This window comes from Lactobacillus kullabergensis (assembly GCF_003151025.1).
GTDB classification, from domain to species: domain Bacteria; phylum Bacillota; class Bacilli; order Lactobacillales; family Lactobacillaceae; genus Lactobacillus; species Lactobacillus kullabergensis.
On record NZ_CP029477.1, the window covers coordinates 1,486,873 to 1,502,445 of the forward strand.

Genomic DNA, 15,573 nt, shown 5'->3' on the forward strand with positions numbered 1-15,573 from the left:
AACATTCTTATATAGTTATATTGTTACTAAAGACAGTCAACGTAATTAGATTATTTGGTTTTAAAAATGATTGTTAATTAAAATTGCTAAGAATTATTTGGTCTTGCCTTATAAAATATGAAAAAAATCTCATACTTGCAAATTTAAAATTACAAGTATGAGATAAGGATAATCGGGAAAACAGGATTCGAACCTGCGACCTCTACGTCCCGAACGTAGCGCTCTACCAAGCTGAGCTATTTCCCGTTTATTAAAAAAACTCACCAAAAGCGGTGAGTCTTTTTCTTGAGAGCGGAAGACGGGATTCGAACCCGCGACCCCCACCATGGCAAGGTGATGTTCTACCACTGAACTACTTCCGCAAGACAAATATTATTATAGCAAACCAAACTAAATTTGCAACCTTTTTTATTAAAAAATCGCTGAAATATGCATTCTAACGGGAAAGATTGCCTTGTGAGGATTTCTAAAACATAATTTCTGGTAAGTGATAATATTCTGTTATACATAAATATTAAATTTTAGAGTCATTAGAGTAGAAAAGAGGCTACAAAATTGCAAAAAGAACTGGAAAAACTGGTTAATTTAGATTCTGGAAAAATCACTTTTAAAGATAGTCAAATCGACTATATGTTGCAAAATATCGGAAATCTTAATCCACATCTTCGAGATGACGTTATTTATACACTCTTTGCTCGTGTTTTTTTTGAAAATTCCCTTACATCAGAACAGAAAGCAAAGATTGTTACCAGCTTTGTCAATTCAAAAAGTCTGTTTAAGGGTATCGAACAACCAGAAAATGATTTAGTTTTTCTCAGAACATTCAGTGCATTACTGGGTTCCCTAATTTTAGAGGACGATAAAAAGCATTCTATTTTAGATACAACTGAACGAAATACTATTTTTATTTGGAGTATTTGCTATTTAAAAAAAGAAAAAGACTTTCGCGGTTATGTTAAAAACAAAGGTTGGGCTCATAGCGTTGCTCATGGCAGCGACTTTCTAGGCTCCACTTTAAGTCATCCAGATTTTATGGCAAATAATAGTGCTGATATTTTTGCCATAATTGAAACAGTCTTTCAAAATATGCAAGGACCTTTTATTGATGATGAGGAGCAACGATTAGCTTTTGCCTTTTTTCAAGGAGTTTATTTTGGCAAAATACCATCTAGTGATTTTAATGCTTTTGTGAGTTGCTTTAACAAGCGAATCTATGATCAACTTGATCAAGACGAGCGTATTAGTTGGTTTCGACTAAGTTCTTGGTTTAAGTTACTGCAAAACTGGTATTTTTATTTTTCTGGTAATAAGCCTATTCAAGATAAGTTACTTGAAAAAATCGTTGACTATAACAAATACATTGGATTTTCAATTTAAACAAAAAATAAGACCAAATTAATGGTCTTATTTTTAATTACTCTTTTTCTTCAAATCTTCTTTAACTTCCCGATCAATATCTTCGACCTTTTCAGGACGCATTGTTGGGAATAGTAAAACATCCCTAATAGCAGGCGCATCAGTCAGAAGCATTACAAGACGGTCAATTCCGATACCCAATCCACCTGTTGGTGGCATGCCGTACTCCATAGCACGCAAATAATCTTCATCAATCATATCAGCTTCATCGTTTCCAGCTTCACGCTCTGCCATTTGCGCTTCAAAACGCTCGCGCTGGTCATCTGGATCGTTTAATTCAGAAAAGGCATTGCCGTATTCTTCGCCCATGATGTAAATTTCAAAACGATCGGTAAACCGAGGATCATCGGCATTTTTCTTAGCTAGTGGTGAAATTTCAACTGGGTGACCGTAAACAAAAGTAGGGTCAACAATTGTTTCTTCGCAATACTTCTCAAAGAAGGCGTTAATGATATGACCCACTTTCCAAAAACTTTCAACCTTGATGTCGTGGTCTTCAGCAATTTTGGTAGCTTCTTCAACGCTCATCTTTTGCCAAAAATCAACGCCAGTCTTCTCTTTAATCATATCTACCATATGAACGCGACGGAAAGGTTTGCCTAAATCAATGTTTGTACCCTGATAAGTAACTTTACCATCTTCTGATACGACTTTGGCAGCCGCACGAATAATGCCTTCGGCTTCATCCATAACATCATGGAAATCCCAATAAGCACAGTAAGTTTCGAGTTCAGTAAATTCAGGATTATGGTGAGTATCAAGTCCTTCATTTCTGAATACCCGACCAATTTCGTAAACTCTTTCCATATCACCGACAATCAAACGCTTTAAAGGTAATTCCAAAGCAATTCTCATGTACAAGTCAATATCTAAAGCATTATGATGAGTAATAAATGGCCGTGCTTCGGCACCACCTGGAATGTTATGTAAAACGGGAGTTTCAACTTCCAAGAAGTCCTTGCTGTTCAGATAGTCACGAATAGCTTGAATAATTTTAGTTCTATTTACAAAACGTTCATAGCTTTCTCTATTAGTAATCAAGTCAAGGTAACGTTGGCGATAAATTTGTTCAACATCTTTTAAGCCATGATATTTTTCAGGCAAAGGACGCAAAGCCTTGGATAAAAAGGTCACATGAGTTGCGCGAATCGTTAACTCACCGGTATCAGTTTTCATAACTTCACCATCAATACCTAAGAAGTCGCCAATATCGGACTTTTTAAAAATCTTATAATTGTCTTCACCGACAATGTCCTTACGAACATAAATCTGTATTTTACCAGTCCGATCATAAAGATCCGCAAAACCGACTTTACCCTTACCTCTTTTAGCCAGCATTCTGCCTGCTATTTTAGTCTTAGGCAATTCTTCATTCAGTTCATCTTTGTCATCTTGAGCGTATTTTTCATTCAAAGACCGCGCTAAGTCTTGTCGATCAAACTTTCTCATTCCAAAAGGTTCGATGCCGTTCTCTCTTAATTCATCTAATTTTTGGCGTCGAACAATTAATTGGTCATTCATTTCATTTTTAGCCAATTATATTTCCTCCATCATTATTTAACTTCACTTCTGGCAGCCTTTTGCTTTTGTCTTTTTTCATAGTCTTCAACAAAATTATCAAGCAAATCATAAACTTCTTGTGCTGTCCAAACCTCATTTATTTTAGCACGAGTACGAGCCGAACGGGGAACTCCCTTTAAATAGTAAGCAGCTTGTTGCCTAAACTCGGGAACAGCAATTTTTTCCCCTTTTAATTCAACCAATCCGTTAAGCTGGTGCTTGGCAGTTGCTACACGTTCACGCACTGTTTGTGGTGCAAGTTTCTCTCCAGTTTCCAAATAATGCACCATGTTTTTAATAATCCAAGGATTTCCTAATGCCGCACGGCCAACCATAACTGCAGTTGATCCGATTTCATCAAGTGCCTTCTTTGCCAGTTCTGGTGTTGCAACATCGCCATTAGCAACAAAAGGAATATCTAGCACTTGAGCTACATCATGCAACGTTTCCCAATCAGCTTCTCCCATGTACATTTGCTTACGGGTTCTGCCGTGCATTGCGATCATGCTGGCACCTGCTTCTTGAGCAGCTAAAGCATTTTCAACTGCAAAAATATGCTTGCGATCCCAGCCAATGCGCATTTTCACAGAAACTGGCTTTTGCACATTTTGTACAACTTTATGCACCATTTGGTAAATTTTATTAGAATCAAGGAGCCATTTAGAACCTGCATCTGTTTTAGTAACCTTGGGAACCGGACATCCCATGTTAATATCAATAATATCTGCAGCAGTATGCTGGTCAATATATTGTGCCGCCTCAAGTAATGTATCCTCAGTCCCACCGAATATTTGAATACTCATAGGATGTTCTCGCGGATCAACTTTCATCATTGATATAGTTTTCTTATTACGATAAATGATGCCATGATCCGAGATCATTTCACAGACAACTAACCCAGCCCCAAATTCCTTACAAATCATTCTAAAAGCAGAATTTGAGACTCCAGCCATTGGAGCAACCACAACACGATTGGGAATAGTTATATCACGAATTTTCCAACTATTATCCACTAAATCACCCTTTCAAAACACCATAATATCTTAACAAAAAGGATTCTATAAGCAAAATTCATGGTACTTTTCGTAATAAAAAGTTAACCCTTGATATCTATATAAATCTTTAATTACTTTTCGATAAAAAATTTTCCAGGTGCAACTCTATTATAATAACGCAAAAACGGTTTTTTGCTAGCTTCATCAACTGAAATGTTAATTACACCAGCATTTTGTATTTCACTAACTAAAGTTATTTTGGGAATGCCTAAAACGTTCTGAACCAGTGAACGAGAAGCTGTACCGTGAAAGACCAATAAAACTGACTCGTCTTTGTGGTTACTGATTAAGTCATGCCAGAAATCCATTAATCTGTCTGCTAAATGCTGGTATGTTTCTCCTGAACAATAATCACTATAATTTTCTTTAAAATAGCCTAATTCATCAAATACTTGAGGATATTTTTCAATTATATCTTGTACATCTTGACCATCCCAGTTGCCGTAGTTCATTTCGCTTAAACGGTCATCAACAATAATTTCATGCTTGCCTTGGTTTAAAATTTCTGCAGTTTCACGAGCCCTTTTTAAAGGACTACTATACACACAATCAATTTTGTTAATATCAAAACTATCTCTTAAATTTTCTGCCTGCTTTTTACCTTTTTCATTCAGTGGTAGATTTGTTCCTGACCCGTTAATACCAAAAGTTTTATTAGTATCTGTTTGGCCGTGACGAACAATATACACATTCAGCATTTAATTTTCTCCTTTTCTTTTCATCCATCTCTTTCATTATAGCAAAATTGGTACTGACCGCATCTTTAATCTTAAAAAACCTAAGAACTATAATGTTATTTGGTTGAAACTTAAGTTAGTCTTTTTTAAGATTAACAACTTCATCATAATATTTCAATTCTGCAAAACGGTGTACAACACTAATTATTGTAGCATTCGGTAAATATTTTTTTATCATTTGGTAAACAATAGTGATTGTATTTTCATCTAAATTACTGGTAAATTCATCTAGCAGTATTATTTGTGGTTTTGATACAATTGCCCTTAAAAATAAAATTTTTTGCTTTTCGCCACCAGAAATTTTATTTTTAAAATCTCCAGGTGTCTTAGCTGTTAAGTCCTTTTCAGTATGAATCAATGTTTTTAAATTGATTTCTTCAATCAATTTGAAGACTTCTTCAATTGCAACTTTATTATTTGGATAACAAATGTTAGCCATAATTGAGCGATTAAATAATTGAGCACTCTGAGGTAAATATAATAATTTCGGCTGCTTGGCAAAAGGCAAAATAATTTGTCCGGATTGTGGTTGATAGAAACCAGTTAAAAGTTTAAGCAGCGTACTTTTACCAGTTCCATTTGGTCCTGCTAATGCAGTCATTTTACCTTTTTTAAATTCTAAATCCAAATTTTGGAAAACGTCTTGCTTATTTTTATAGGAATAGCTGATTTGCTTAAAAGCAATTGTTTTTGCATTTTGATCAAACTTAAAAGCTGACAAATTTTTAGCCGCATTTTTCCCGTATTCCAGTTCCGACAGACCAGAACGAATTCTGTTGAGAAATTCTTCAATCGCTAAATACTGGGTGCCAAAACCAGACAAATTAACAATAGAATATAACAGAATCAGGATCAAAGAGAGTGCCTGATTTTCTTTAGTGCCAATTAAAAATTGCCCTAAAACCGTAATAATGCATGCCAAAATCACAATTAAAAATTGCTGGAACAGAGAAGCCTCGTTAGTAATTTTTTGAACTTTGATAAAAGTGTTTTGTTCATCATTCAAGATTTTATCCATATTCTGTTCTTCAAAGTCTTTAGAATTAGTTGCTAAAATCGTTTCTATGTTACTGTAATAATCAATGATATATTCATTGACTTTTGAAGCACTTTTTAATGATGCTGCAACATTATCCCTATTTTTTCGCGCCATCCACACCGAAATCAACATATAACTATCAAAGAAAAATAAATATAAAAAACCCACAAAGATATTTTGTATACTTAACATTATTGTGTACATAATAAGCATAACAGACATTTGCACTACAACTCCTAGTCCGGATTGCTCCAACTCACGACATGCAAATGAAACATCTTTAATGTAGCTTTGAACCTTTCCTACCGGTTTATCAGAAAAGTAGCTAAAAGGCTTATTAACAACTGACTCCCATAAAATTTGTTTAGAAAACTTTCTTACAGCTTGAATAAATGAATTATTACAACTATTTATTAACGGCATCATCATCAAAGAGACAGCCATGGCGAGTACTAATAATATTTGACAATTTGTGCTTAAATGGGCCTGAAATAATTCAGTAATCAAATACGGTTGTGCAAAATACACGGCATAGGCAAGAAAAAGAAACACGCAAAAAAGTGCTATTTTTGGTATTCCAATTCTATTAATTACCTGTCGTAGATATTTCCCAACCATTTTTCTTTCCTCTCAAAATTCTAACTAAAATAAATCAAAACAAATTTATCACTAATACGACAATAACTTATTATTTAATTTTAGTCAGAATAGTTTTTAATTCATTTTCTGTGTAGTGGTATTTATTGCCACAAAAGCTACAAGTCAGCTCAGCTCCGTGATCTTCATTTATCATGGCTTCGATTTGACTTTTCTTCATTGTTGCTAAAATCTTACCATATTTTTCCTTAGAACAATCACACTTGAAGGCAACTTCATCTTTTTCTAAAATCTTACAGTCATCGCCTAGAATCATAGCTGCCAATTTTTCAGGAGTCAAACCATCTAAAAATGCCGTAGAAAGCGCAGGTAAATTGTTGATGCGATCAATAGTTTTCGTAATTAAGCTATCTGTTGCACCAGGCAATGCTTGTAGCATGAATCCACTTGCTTCACCGATAGTATTATTAGGGTTGACAAATACAGATAAACCAACAGCTGAAGGTATTTGTTCTGATTTTGTTAAATAATAGGCAATGTCTTCAGCAATTTCACCGGAAACAATAGGTACTTGACCCGTATAGGGCTCTTTTAAGCCCAAGTCTTTAGTTACTTCAAGCCACCCTTCGCCAACTGCTTTTTTAACATCAATATGACCATTCTTTTTTGGTGGTAATGCAATGTGAGGATTTTTAACGTAACCTTTAACAGTTAAATCTGATTTGGCTGTGACTATCGTTGGACCTACTGGACCATTGCCTAAAAGTCTGATAGTCAACTCTTCCTTGTCTGTAAGCTCTGCTCCTGCCAGTAAAACACCTGCTATTAAACTACGTCCAAGAACAGCTGAAGAAGCTGACCAAGTATCATGACGAGTTTGTGCCTCTTGAACCAATCCTTTGGCAGTTATTGTTAATAGACGCAAGTTTTTCGATTTATCAATTGCTTTAACTAAATAATCATTCATTTTATTCTCCTAAAAAAATAGAGCCTAATTTGTAGGCCCTATTACTTATTCTTGAGGATGATCATGATCATTAGATGACTGATCAGTATCACTAGAATCTTGCTTTCCTGTATAATTTTCATTTTCAGACTCTGAAGAATTTAACTCATGTTCTTTTTCTTCTTTATCTAGTTCTGATTCTTTTGGAAATTCATACTTTTCTGGATTTTCAGGATTGCTTTCCTCTGCTTCCTCGTTCTTTTGGGCAGGTGATTCTAAAGAATTATCTCTTTCTTCCTGTGTCTTTTCAGAATTTACAGAGTTCTTTTTCTGAGAATGATTCTCTTTCTTTTCAGCAGCTGCTTTAGCTTCCTCATAAGTTGAAGCCTTTGATTCACTAGGATATTCCTGCTCAGTTTTTTCAGGCATCTTGCCCGTTGTGTAGAGAGACATAATCTGCTTTTCATCTAGAGTTTCATACTTAAGCAAAGCTTCAGCAATAATGCGATGTTTTTCGCGATTATTTTTCACAATTTCAACTGCTTTAGCGTGAGCTTCGTCAAGTAACTTCTTAACTGCTTCATCAATTTTAGCAGAAGTTGCCTCACTATAAGGTTTAAAGCCGTACGGATTGGTTTCGCCTTCTTTTTCCAGTTCTACCATACCTAATGAGTCTGTCATTCCGTAATTAACTACCATACTGTGAGCAATTTGTGTTGCTTGCTCGAAGTCGTTAGAAGCACCAGTTGACTGGTCACCAACTACTACTTCTTCACCAGCACGTCCACCCATTAAGCCAACGATTTGTTCCATTAACTGTTTCTTGGTTAACAGGAATTGATCATCCTTAGGCAGCATCAAGTTATAACCACCTGTTCTGCCATGAGGCACGATAGTTACCTTACGCACCGTTCTTGAATCACTTAAAACTAACCCACAAATAGAGTGACCAGCTTCATGGAAAGCAACTCGACGTCTTTCTTTTTGAGAAATCAAGCTATTTCTCTTAGCAGGACCGGCAATAACACGATCTTCTGCTTCATCCAAATCTGCAGCAGTAATATTTGTACCATTGCGTCTTGCCGCAAGAAGGGCGGCTTCGTTAAGTAAGTTAGCCAAGTCTGCACCGACAAAACCTGGCGTCTGGCGAGCAATTTCCTTTAAGTCAACATCATCAGCCAACGGCATATTCTTGGCATGAACACGTAAAATAGCTTCACGACCGCGAACATCAGGAGTTCCAACCAAGATTTTTCTGTCGAATCTGCCAGGCCGGAGCAGGGCTGGATCCAAGACATCGGAACGATTAGTAGCCGCAATAACAATTACGCCTTCATTACCTTCAAAACCGTCCATCTCAACTAACAACTGGTTTAAAGTTTGCTCACGTTCATCATTGCCACCGCCACTAGCGTTGCCACCACGTCTACGACCAATGGCATCAATTTCGTCAATGAAAATAATACTTGGAGCATTTTTCTTGGCATTAGTAAATAGGTCACGTACACGACTAGCACCAACACCAACAAACATTTCAACAAAGTCAGAACCTGAAATTGAGAAGAAAGGTACATTTGCTTCTCCCGCTACGGCACGAGCAAGCAACGTTTTACCAGTACCCGGAGGACCCTCAAGTAAAACACCAGACGGAATTTTAGCACCAAGTTTGGTAAATTTAGCTGGATTCTTTAAGAATTCAACCACTTCTACTAATTCCTGCTTCTCTTCTTCTTCACCAGCAACATCGGAAAAACGAACTTTATTTTTCTTTGGATCCTCAGGTTTAACGTGAGAGCGACCAAAGTTCATAATGCCACCGTTGCCACCTCGGCCACCGCCACTTTGGCTAACCATCATCCAAAGCATAACGATGAAGAGAATAGTCGGTACAAGCATCACAATTGTAGAAACCCAGTTTCCAGACTGTGATTCCCCTTGAGTCGTCATCTTAGTGCCGCTCTTCTGAGCTAATTCCTGCACATTAGAAACGCTCGAATCGTTTTGCAACATTGTAGTTGAAAAACGAGATACTTTTGATCCTGAATTGCCGTTAAAAAAGTCAAAACTGTTTTTTGACTGGCTTTTACTTTCCTGTGTTTCCTTATAACTGCCTGAAACAGTATAAACACCATTTGCAGGCTGAACGTTAAAATTCTTAACTTTTCCCTTGCGCAAATCACTGACAAATTCGGAGTAGCTAATATTTTCACTGCTACCAGAATTATCTGATCCACCAAGTGCCCAGTTGATTCCTCCTAATAGCAAGAGGAAAACAACTATATAGAAAAGACCATTTGAAAACAGCCGATTCCGGTTATTTTTCATAAAAAACCTCCACAAAGTTTCTAGAGATATACGAATAAAAGTTTATCACAAATTTAGATTGTGCTCTAATAATTTAAAATTTCTTATTAAATGTCTTCGTACAAAAAGTAATTTGTTTCATTTGAACTGACCAGCTGATTAGAATACGTTTTTTCAATAAAAACGACTTTATCACCAGCATAAATGGTTAAGCAATAGGGTCGCAATATATTTGGAATACTACTTTGAGCAAATTTCTTCTTACTCTTTGTATGATTGCCATTTTTCAGTAACAATTTCGCCCCAGGTTTGATTGGACCTACCCTAATTTGTTTTTGATTTTCTGCAACAAACTGACCAATTAGTTTTTGGGACTTTTCTGGCTCCAATGAAATCAAAAATTTACGATTATTAAAAGAAAACTTTTGACCTACATCGACTTTTTGGAATATTGGTAAAGAAGGTAATTCATTAAAAAGATAAAAAAAGCCTTGATACGCAATTAAAGTGAAATTGGCTAAATTCTTATTAACGCGTTCATGCCATTTACGCCAAATAAAGTTCTGCCAAAAAGCACATTTCTCATCACTAGACAAACCTTCTAATGCGTTTGTTTGCAAACGGTATGCTATACCTAAAAAAGGTTTCGGTTGCTGCAATTGAGCAAAACTTTTATTTGCTATTGTAGTTAGTAAACTGACTTGTTCGCTAAACCTAAGAGCATTTTGACCTACTTGCTTGTTTTCCTTTTTGAGCAAAGGAATTACATGGTGGCGCAGCTTATTTCGCAGAGTGTCATCTTCGTTGTTAGTCTTGTCAATCACGTAAGATATTTGTCGTTTCTGGTCGTATAACAATAAGTCCTCTTTTTTCTCACTTAAAAGTGGCCTTAATAAAGTCATGCCTTGAACTTTGCCAACTGCCCTTAAACTATTCATTTCGTTAGGATTACCAGAGCGTATAAACTTGAGCAAAATATTCTCAAGCAAATCATCCATATGATGTGCTGTTAATAAGTAATCGCCCTGATATTGCTGCATCACTTTTACCAAAAAATTATAGCGGTACTTTCTGGCAGCAGCTTCTATCCCAGTAGCAGGATGTAAATTTTGAAGCCAAATTCCGTCAACTGACTGAATGCCTTTATTCACGCAGTACGCAGAGATCACTTTTTCCTCTTCCAAAGAATCAGGTCTGAGCTGGTGGTCTAAATGGGCTGATATCAGCTTAAAATGATATCTTCTCTTTATTTGATAAAGCAGATCAAGCAGAGCTAAAGAATCTGGTCCTCCGCTAACTGCAACAACAAGGGTTTTACCGTTTAATGGCAAATGATTTTCTTTAAAAAAGTTATCAATTTGCATAACTAATCAAATCTTTTTCTAATTTTTTGATTTCTTTTTTAGCATCAGATACTGTTGTAGACAATACTCTGGTAAAATCAGCTTTTTTAGTGTCTGAAAAAGAATTAGTATGATCAATTAAATCGGGATCATTAACTCTCATTTTAGAGAGTCCAATTTTACCTTTATAGTTATGAATAATTACTAGTCGTATCTGTTCACCAATATGATAATTATTCTTTTCACGCAGCCAATTATTGCCAAAATCACTATGGTGAACTAACCCCGTCTTATGATGAGAAAGCGTAACAAAAATGCCTAAGTCATTAATGTTATTAATAGTTCCTGTCACTCTCTGTCCAACTTGGTATTTCATTAATTATTATTTTTTCCTTCAGGTAAATTGTAAATTGTTTCGTTTGGTTTAGAATACAAAAACTTGAACCGCACTAGTTTAGCCACGTAATCAGGATCTTTCAAATCGTTTCTTTTTGTTATTAAAACCTGCTTTTGATTGTTTATTTTTTTAAGAGCCCTTTTAGAAGTTTGTACTTGACTATTAATATTCTCAGTTTGAGCATGAGTAACTCCAATTTGTACTCCTAAAAATGCGAAAATAGCCACAAAAACTGCGATAATACGATTCCGCCTAACACGATGTACTTCTTTTTCTCTTTTTTCCTGTTTACGTTTCAGACGAGCAACCTGCTCTTCCGGACTAAGTGAATTATATATACGTGGACCGCTCATAATTTTGACCTCTATTACCAAAACAAATACTATTTTAATTATAACAAGACCACTTATAAATGTCATTAAAGATAAAACTAATTTATCAATTCGTATAGTTCACTTGCTTCAGCTTTTTTCGTGGTTTCTTTAATAGCACAGACTTTTGCTTTGACTTCTTTCGAGCCATATCCAACTTCAATAATATCTCCAATTTTAACATCGTAGCTGGATTTTACTACATGGTCATTTACCTTGATTCGACCTTGATCTGCCATTTCTTTAGCTATTGGACGCCTTTTAACTAATCTTGAAACTTTTAAAAATTTATCAATTCTCATTTCTTTCTCCTTATTTTTGTATGATATCACTGACTGCTGACATAAATGTTACTAAATTAGCAAATAGTTGCCGGTGATTTATGTTTTCGGGTAATTCCAGCAATACAACTAGTCTCTTAACTGGAGAGAGACTGATTTTAACCTTATATGATACATGTTCTAGAGCTTTGAAAATATTTGGTCCCTGCAATTCACTAGATGCTTCTTTAGCAAACTCAACTTTTACTTCATGATCATTAACTTTAGTAATGTTGCGTGCTTGAGCCAAATCTGCTTCAGCTTTTAGTTGTGAAACAGCTAGCAGATTTTCTACCGGCTCAGGATAATTGCCAAAACGATCAATTAATTCATCTTGAATTTGTTCGATATCATCTGTACCAGCCGTTTTGATCTTTTTATAAAACTCTATTTTTTCCTCCTGGTCGCTAATGTAGTCATCAGGAATATATGCTTCAAGCCCTAAATTGATTTCAGCATTGCTTTTTTTGACTTTCTTTTTACTTTTACGGTTTTTAATTGCATCAGACAACATTTGAGAATACAAATCGTAACCTACGCTGTCAATAAAGCCATGCTGCTGTGCTCCTAACATATTGCCAGCTCCACGGATTGATAAATCTCGCATGGCAATTTTAAAACCAGAACCCAGTTCAGTAAAATCGCGAATAGCATCCAACCTTTTTTCACCGACCTCAGTTAAAACTTTATTAGGCTGGTATAAAAAATAAGCATATGCTAAACGAGCACTGCGTCCGATTCTGCCACGCAATTGATATAGCTGACTTAAACCATAGTGATCTGCATTTTCAATCAACATAGTATTGACATTAGGCATATCAATACCAGTTTCGATGATTGTTGTGGTAACTAAAATATCAAATTCTCTGTTTAAAAACCGATACAGAATATCTTCCATTTGATTTTTGCTCATACGGCCGTGGACACTAACAATTCTAGCACTTGGCATTAGATTCTCTAATTCTGTTACTACGTCATCGATGTCACCGATATGGTTATGCAGGTAAAAAACTTGACCACCGCGCGCAATTTCCCTCATACAAGCTTCCTTAATTACACTCGGTATTTGTTCCATCACGTAGGTTTGAATAGGATAACGATTAGATGGTGGGGTTTCCATGACTGACAAGTCTCGTACGCCAATCATTGACATGTGCAAAGTCCGTGGAATTGGCGTTGCAGTCAAGGTTAAAACATCAATATTTGCTTTCAGTTCTTTTAGCCTTTCTTTATGCTTCACGCCAAATCTTTGTTCTTCATCAACAATGAGCAAGCCTAAATCTTTGAATTTTACATCTTTTGAAAGCAAACGGTGCGTACCTACCACTAAGTCAATCTTGCCTTCTTTCAAGCCTTCCGTTATCTTTTTAGCTTCAGCAGGGGTTTGAAAACGGGAAAGTACAGCATAATTAACGGGAAAATTTTTAAACCTGTCCTGAATCGTTTCATAATGCTGTTGCGCCAAGATTGTTGTAGGTACTAAAAAAGCCACTTGCTTGTTATCTTCTATTGCCTTAAACGCTACTCTTAAAGCAACTTCTGTTTTTCCAAAGCCTACATCCCCCACAAGCAAACGATCCATCGGTTTTTCCTGCTCCATGTCGTGCTTAATTTCTTTAATTGAGCGCAGCTGATCAGGCGTTTCAACATAAGGAAAAGCATCTTCAAATTGTCGCTGCAGGTCATCGTCCTTTGAAAAAGCAAACCCCTTTTCTGATTCTCTTTTTGCATACAAATCAATTAGTTCATCGGCTATATCTTCAACTTTAGATTGTACCCTGCTTTTTGTCTTGGCCCACTCACTACCACCAAGTTTATTGACGTGTGGCCTCTTGCCCTCTGAAGAAACATACTTTTGCACCAGTTTTAGCTGATCTGCTGGAACAAATAACTGATCACCATGCTGGTAAGTAATGGTAATATAATCTCTTTTTACACCATTGTTTTCTAACGTTTTTATTCCTTCAAAGCGTCCAATTCCGTGATTAACATGAACAACATAATCTCCTGGCTTTAGTTCAGTGTAACTCCGCAATCTTTGAGCATTCTCCATAGTTTTAATTCGTCGACTATGGTGAGATACCTTATTAAAAAGTTCTCGCTCAGTTAAATAAACTAGATTATTATTAGGCAAACTAAAGCCACTGGCAAAACCGCCAACGCAAATTTGAGTTTGATTTTCCATTAAGTCGTTTGACTGTACAACAGGGACATCCATGCCGAACTCAGCCATTGTTTGACTAATTTGTTTGGCCCTTTTGTTGTTATCGGCTTGTAAAATAACTGTCTGACTTTTTTTCTGATATGACTCTATTTCAGACTTGATCAAAGGCATTTGGCTGAAAAATTGCTGAGGCTCTCTAGTCTGCCAATCAAATAACTGTCCTAGTTTTATACGGCCGATACTGCGCTGAAATAATGAAAAATAAATATGATTATGTTTGTCTTGTGACCAATTTTTATGAAAGTCACTGCGCAATTCCTGTCCCGGGATCATTGCTCCAGTTTTCAATTCATCGTCAATGAAACCTGCGTTTTGTTCATCGACAGACTTAACAGACTGCTCAATTAAAGGCCAGTCATCCAGCATTACTACTCCTGAATCTGACAAATAATCTAATAAATTTTTAGGCTCAGCTATTAAAAAATCTGCCAAAAAAGCGTAATTTTGCGGTAAAGACCCATTCTCCAAATCATCTAGGGATTCTGCAAAATGATTCTTAACATCTTTTTCAGGTGCAGGAGAATCTGCTATAGCTTTTCTTATCTTTTGTGCTGCTTGTTTGAAATTATTAGTAGAAAAAATCCGATCTTGAGCGGCAGTTACAACTAATTGATCAATTTGCTTTTGACTACGCTGACTAGCTAGATCAAATTCCTTAATGGTATCAATTTCGTCACCAAAAAATTCAATTCTAACTGGATTTTCTCTATCAAGAGGGTATACGTCTAAAATGTCTCCTCTTAACGCAAACTCTCCTGGTTTAGCCACCAGATTTTCGCGTTGAAATCCCACCTGCACAAGCCAGCTGGTCAGTTCAGCCAGGTCATATTCATTTTCTGGAGCGAATTTGCGTCTTGCTGCCCCATATTTTTCTGGAGCAGACAACTTATACTGCAAGCCCTGGGGATTAGTTACAATAATTCCTGACTGTCTACTCAATAAAAAATTAAGCGCCTGAATACGACTACTTAATTCATCAGGCGAAGTAACAGCAGTTTGAGTTGCAATTGATGCGTCAACCGGAAAAATTTGCACATTGTCTTCCGGCATAATAGCATTTAATTCACTGTATATTTTTTGTGCTTTATTTTCGTTTTCCTCCAGCAAAATTAACGGCTCATTTAGAGTCTTTACTATTTGACATAAGAGCAAGTCAAAAGCACCGGCATTTGCTCCGGTGATTAAAGAATTTTTTGTTTTGCTAATATTGGCAATAAAATTTATCAGATCATGATCTTTTTCGATAATATTTGTTAAACGCATT

Annotated in this window: 12 protein-coding genes and 2 tRNA genes; 1 reads left to right on the forward strand and 13 read right to left on the reverse strand. The window is 36.1% G+C overall.

Annotation, left to right across the window (positions count from 1 at the left end; genetic code table 11):
- Window positions 1-172: 172 nt before the first annotated feature.
- Both DKL58_RS07155 and DKL58_RS07160 read right to left on the reverse strand, forming a co-directional pair.
- Window positions 173-246, reverse strand: a tRNA-Pro gene (locus tag DKL58_RS07155).
- 44 nt (window positions 247-290) lie between these two features.
- A tRNA-Gly gene (locus tag DKL58_RS07160) sits at window positions 291-362 on the reverse strand.
- A 193-nt stretch (window positions 363-555) separates the two neighbouring features.
- Between DKL58_RS07160 and DKL58_RS07165 the strand changes: the two genes are divergently transcribed.
- Entirely contained in the window at window positions 556-1,377 is an 822-nt protein-coding gene (locus tag DKL58_RS07165; RefSeq protein ID WP_109586600.1) for a DUF2785 domain-containing protein, read from the forward strand.
- 33 nt (window positions 1,378-1,410) lie between these two features.
- On the opposite strand, the gene lysS is transcribed toward DKL58_RS07165, so the two are convergent.
- The 11 genes from lysS to mfd form a co-directional block, all read right to left on the reverse strand.
- A complete protein-coding gene (gene lysS / locus DKL58_RS07170) occupies window positions 1,411-2,952 on the reverse strand; it encodes a lysine--tRNA ligase (protein WP_109586601.1) in 1,542 nt (513 codons plus the stop codon).
- 17 nt (window positions 2,953-2,969) lie between these two features.
- Window positions 2,970-3,989 carry a tRNA dihydrouridine synthase DusB gene (gene dusB, locus DKL58_RS07175; RefSeq protein WP_109586602.1) on the reverse strand — a complete coding sequence of 340 codons (1,020 nt, stop codon included), beginning with the start codon at window positions 3,987-3,989 and terminating at the stop codon, window positions 2,970-2,972.
- Window positions 3,990-4,102: 113 nt separating this feature from the next.
- Window positions 4,103-4,729 carry a histidine phosphatase family protein gene (locus DKL58_RS07180; protein ID WP_109586603.1) on the reverse strand — a complete coding sequence of 209 codons (627 nt, stop codon included), beginning with the start codon at window positions 4,727-4,729 and terminating at the stop codon, window positions 4,103-4,105.
- Window positions 4,730-4,844: 115 nt separating this feature from the next.
- Window positions 4,845-6,425 carry an ATP-binding cassette domain-containing protein gene (locus DKL58_RS07185; protein WP_109586604.1) on the reverse strand — a complete coding sequence of 527 codons (1,581 nt, stop codon included), beginning with the start codon at window positions 6,423-6,425 and terminating at the stop codon, window positions 4,845-4,847.
- Between the two features lie 70 nt (window positions 6,426-6,495).
- Entirely contained in the window at window positions 6,496-7,371 is an 876-nt protein-coding gene (gene hslO / locus DKL58_RS07190; RefSeq protein WP_045928467.1) for an Hsp33 family molecular chaperone HslO, read from the reverse strand.
- Window positions 7,372-7,416: 45 nt separating this feature from the next.
- Window positions 7,417-9,675, reverse strand: a complete 2,259-nt coding sequence (ftsH, locus tag DKL58_RS07195; RefSeq protein WP_109586605.1) for an ATP-dependent zinc metalloprotease FtsH — start codon at window positions 9,673-9,675, stop codon at window positions 7,417-7,419.
- Window positions 9,676-9,761: 86 nt separating this feature from the next.
- Window positions 9,762-11,018: a tRNA lysidine(34) synthetase TilS gene (gene tilS / locus DKL58_RS07200; protein ID WP_109586606.1), complete on the reverse strand. Its 1,257-nt coding sequence runs from the start codon at window positions 11,016-11,018 to the stop codon at window positions 9,762-9,764.
- The gene (locus DKL58_RS07205; protein WP_109586607.1) at window positions 11,008-11,373 is read right to left on the reverse strand and encodes a S1 RNA-binding domain-containing protein; all 366 of its coding nucleotides are present in this window, start codon (window positions 11,371-11,373) and stop codon (window positions 11,008-11,010) included. The genes tilS and DKL58_RS07205 overlap by 11 nt, the downstream gene beginning before the upstream one ends.
- On the reverse strand, window positions 11,373-11,750 hold the full coding sequence (locus tag DKL58_RS07210; protein ID WP_109587022.1) for an FtsB family cell division protein: 378 nt from the start codon (window positions 11,748-11,750) through the stop codon (window positions 11,373-11,375). Before DKL58_RS07210 ends, DKL58_RS07205 begins: the two co-directional genes overlap by 1 nt.
- Window positions 11,751-11,824: 74 nt before the next feature.
- The gene (locus DKL58_RS07215; protein WP_034981430.1) at window positions 11,825-12,067 is read right to left on the reverse strand and encodes an RNA-binding S4 domain-containing protein; all 243 of its coding nucleotides are present in this window, start codon (window positions 12,065-12,067) and stop codon (window positions 11,825-11,827) included.
- 10 nt (window positions 12,068-12,077) lie between these two features.
- Window positions 12,078-15,572, reverse strand: coding sequence for a transcription-repair coupling factor (gene mfd / locus DKL58_RS07220; protein WP_109586608.1), 3,495 nt, complete (start codon window positions 15,570-15,572; stop codon window positions 12,078-12,080).
- Window position 15,573: the final 1 nt, after the last annotated feature.

Excerpts from the sequence above, each read along its gene's own strand:
- DKL58_RS07180 (WP_109586603.1), bottom strand. The coding sequence starts at position 4,729 with ATGCTGAATGTGTATATTGTTCGTCACGGCCAAACAGATACTAATAAA.
- DKL58_RS07185 (WP_109586604.1), bottom strand. The coding sequence starts at position 6,425 with ATGGTTGGGAAATATCTACGACAGGTAATTAATAGAATTGGAATACCA.
- hslO (WP_045928467.1), bottom strand. The coding sequence starts at position 7,371 with ATGAATGATTATTTAGTTAAAGCAATTGATAAATCGAAAAACTTGCGT.
- ftsH (WP_109586605.1), bottom strand. The coding sequence starts at position 9,675 with ATGAAAAATAACCGGAATCGGCTGTTTTCAAATGGTCTTTTCTATATA.
- tilS (WP_109586606.1), bottom strand. The coding sequence starts at position 11,018 with ATGCAAATTGATAACTTTTTTAAAGAAAATCATTTGCCATTAAACGGT.
- DKL58_RS07205 (WP_109586607.1), bottom strand. The coding sequence starts at position 11,373 with ATGAAATACCAAGTTGGACAGAGAGTGACAGGAACTATTAATAACATT.
- DKL58_RS07215 (WP_034981430.1), bottom strand. The coding sequence starts at position 12,067 with ATGAGAATTGATAAATTTTTAAAAGTTTCAAGATTAGTTAAAAGGCGT.
- mfd (WP_109586608.1), bottom strand. The coding sequence starts at position 15,572 with ATGCGTTTAACAAATATTATCGAAAAAGATCATGATCTGATAAATTTT.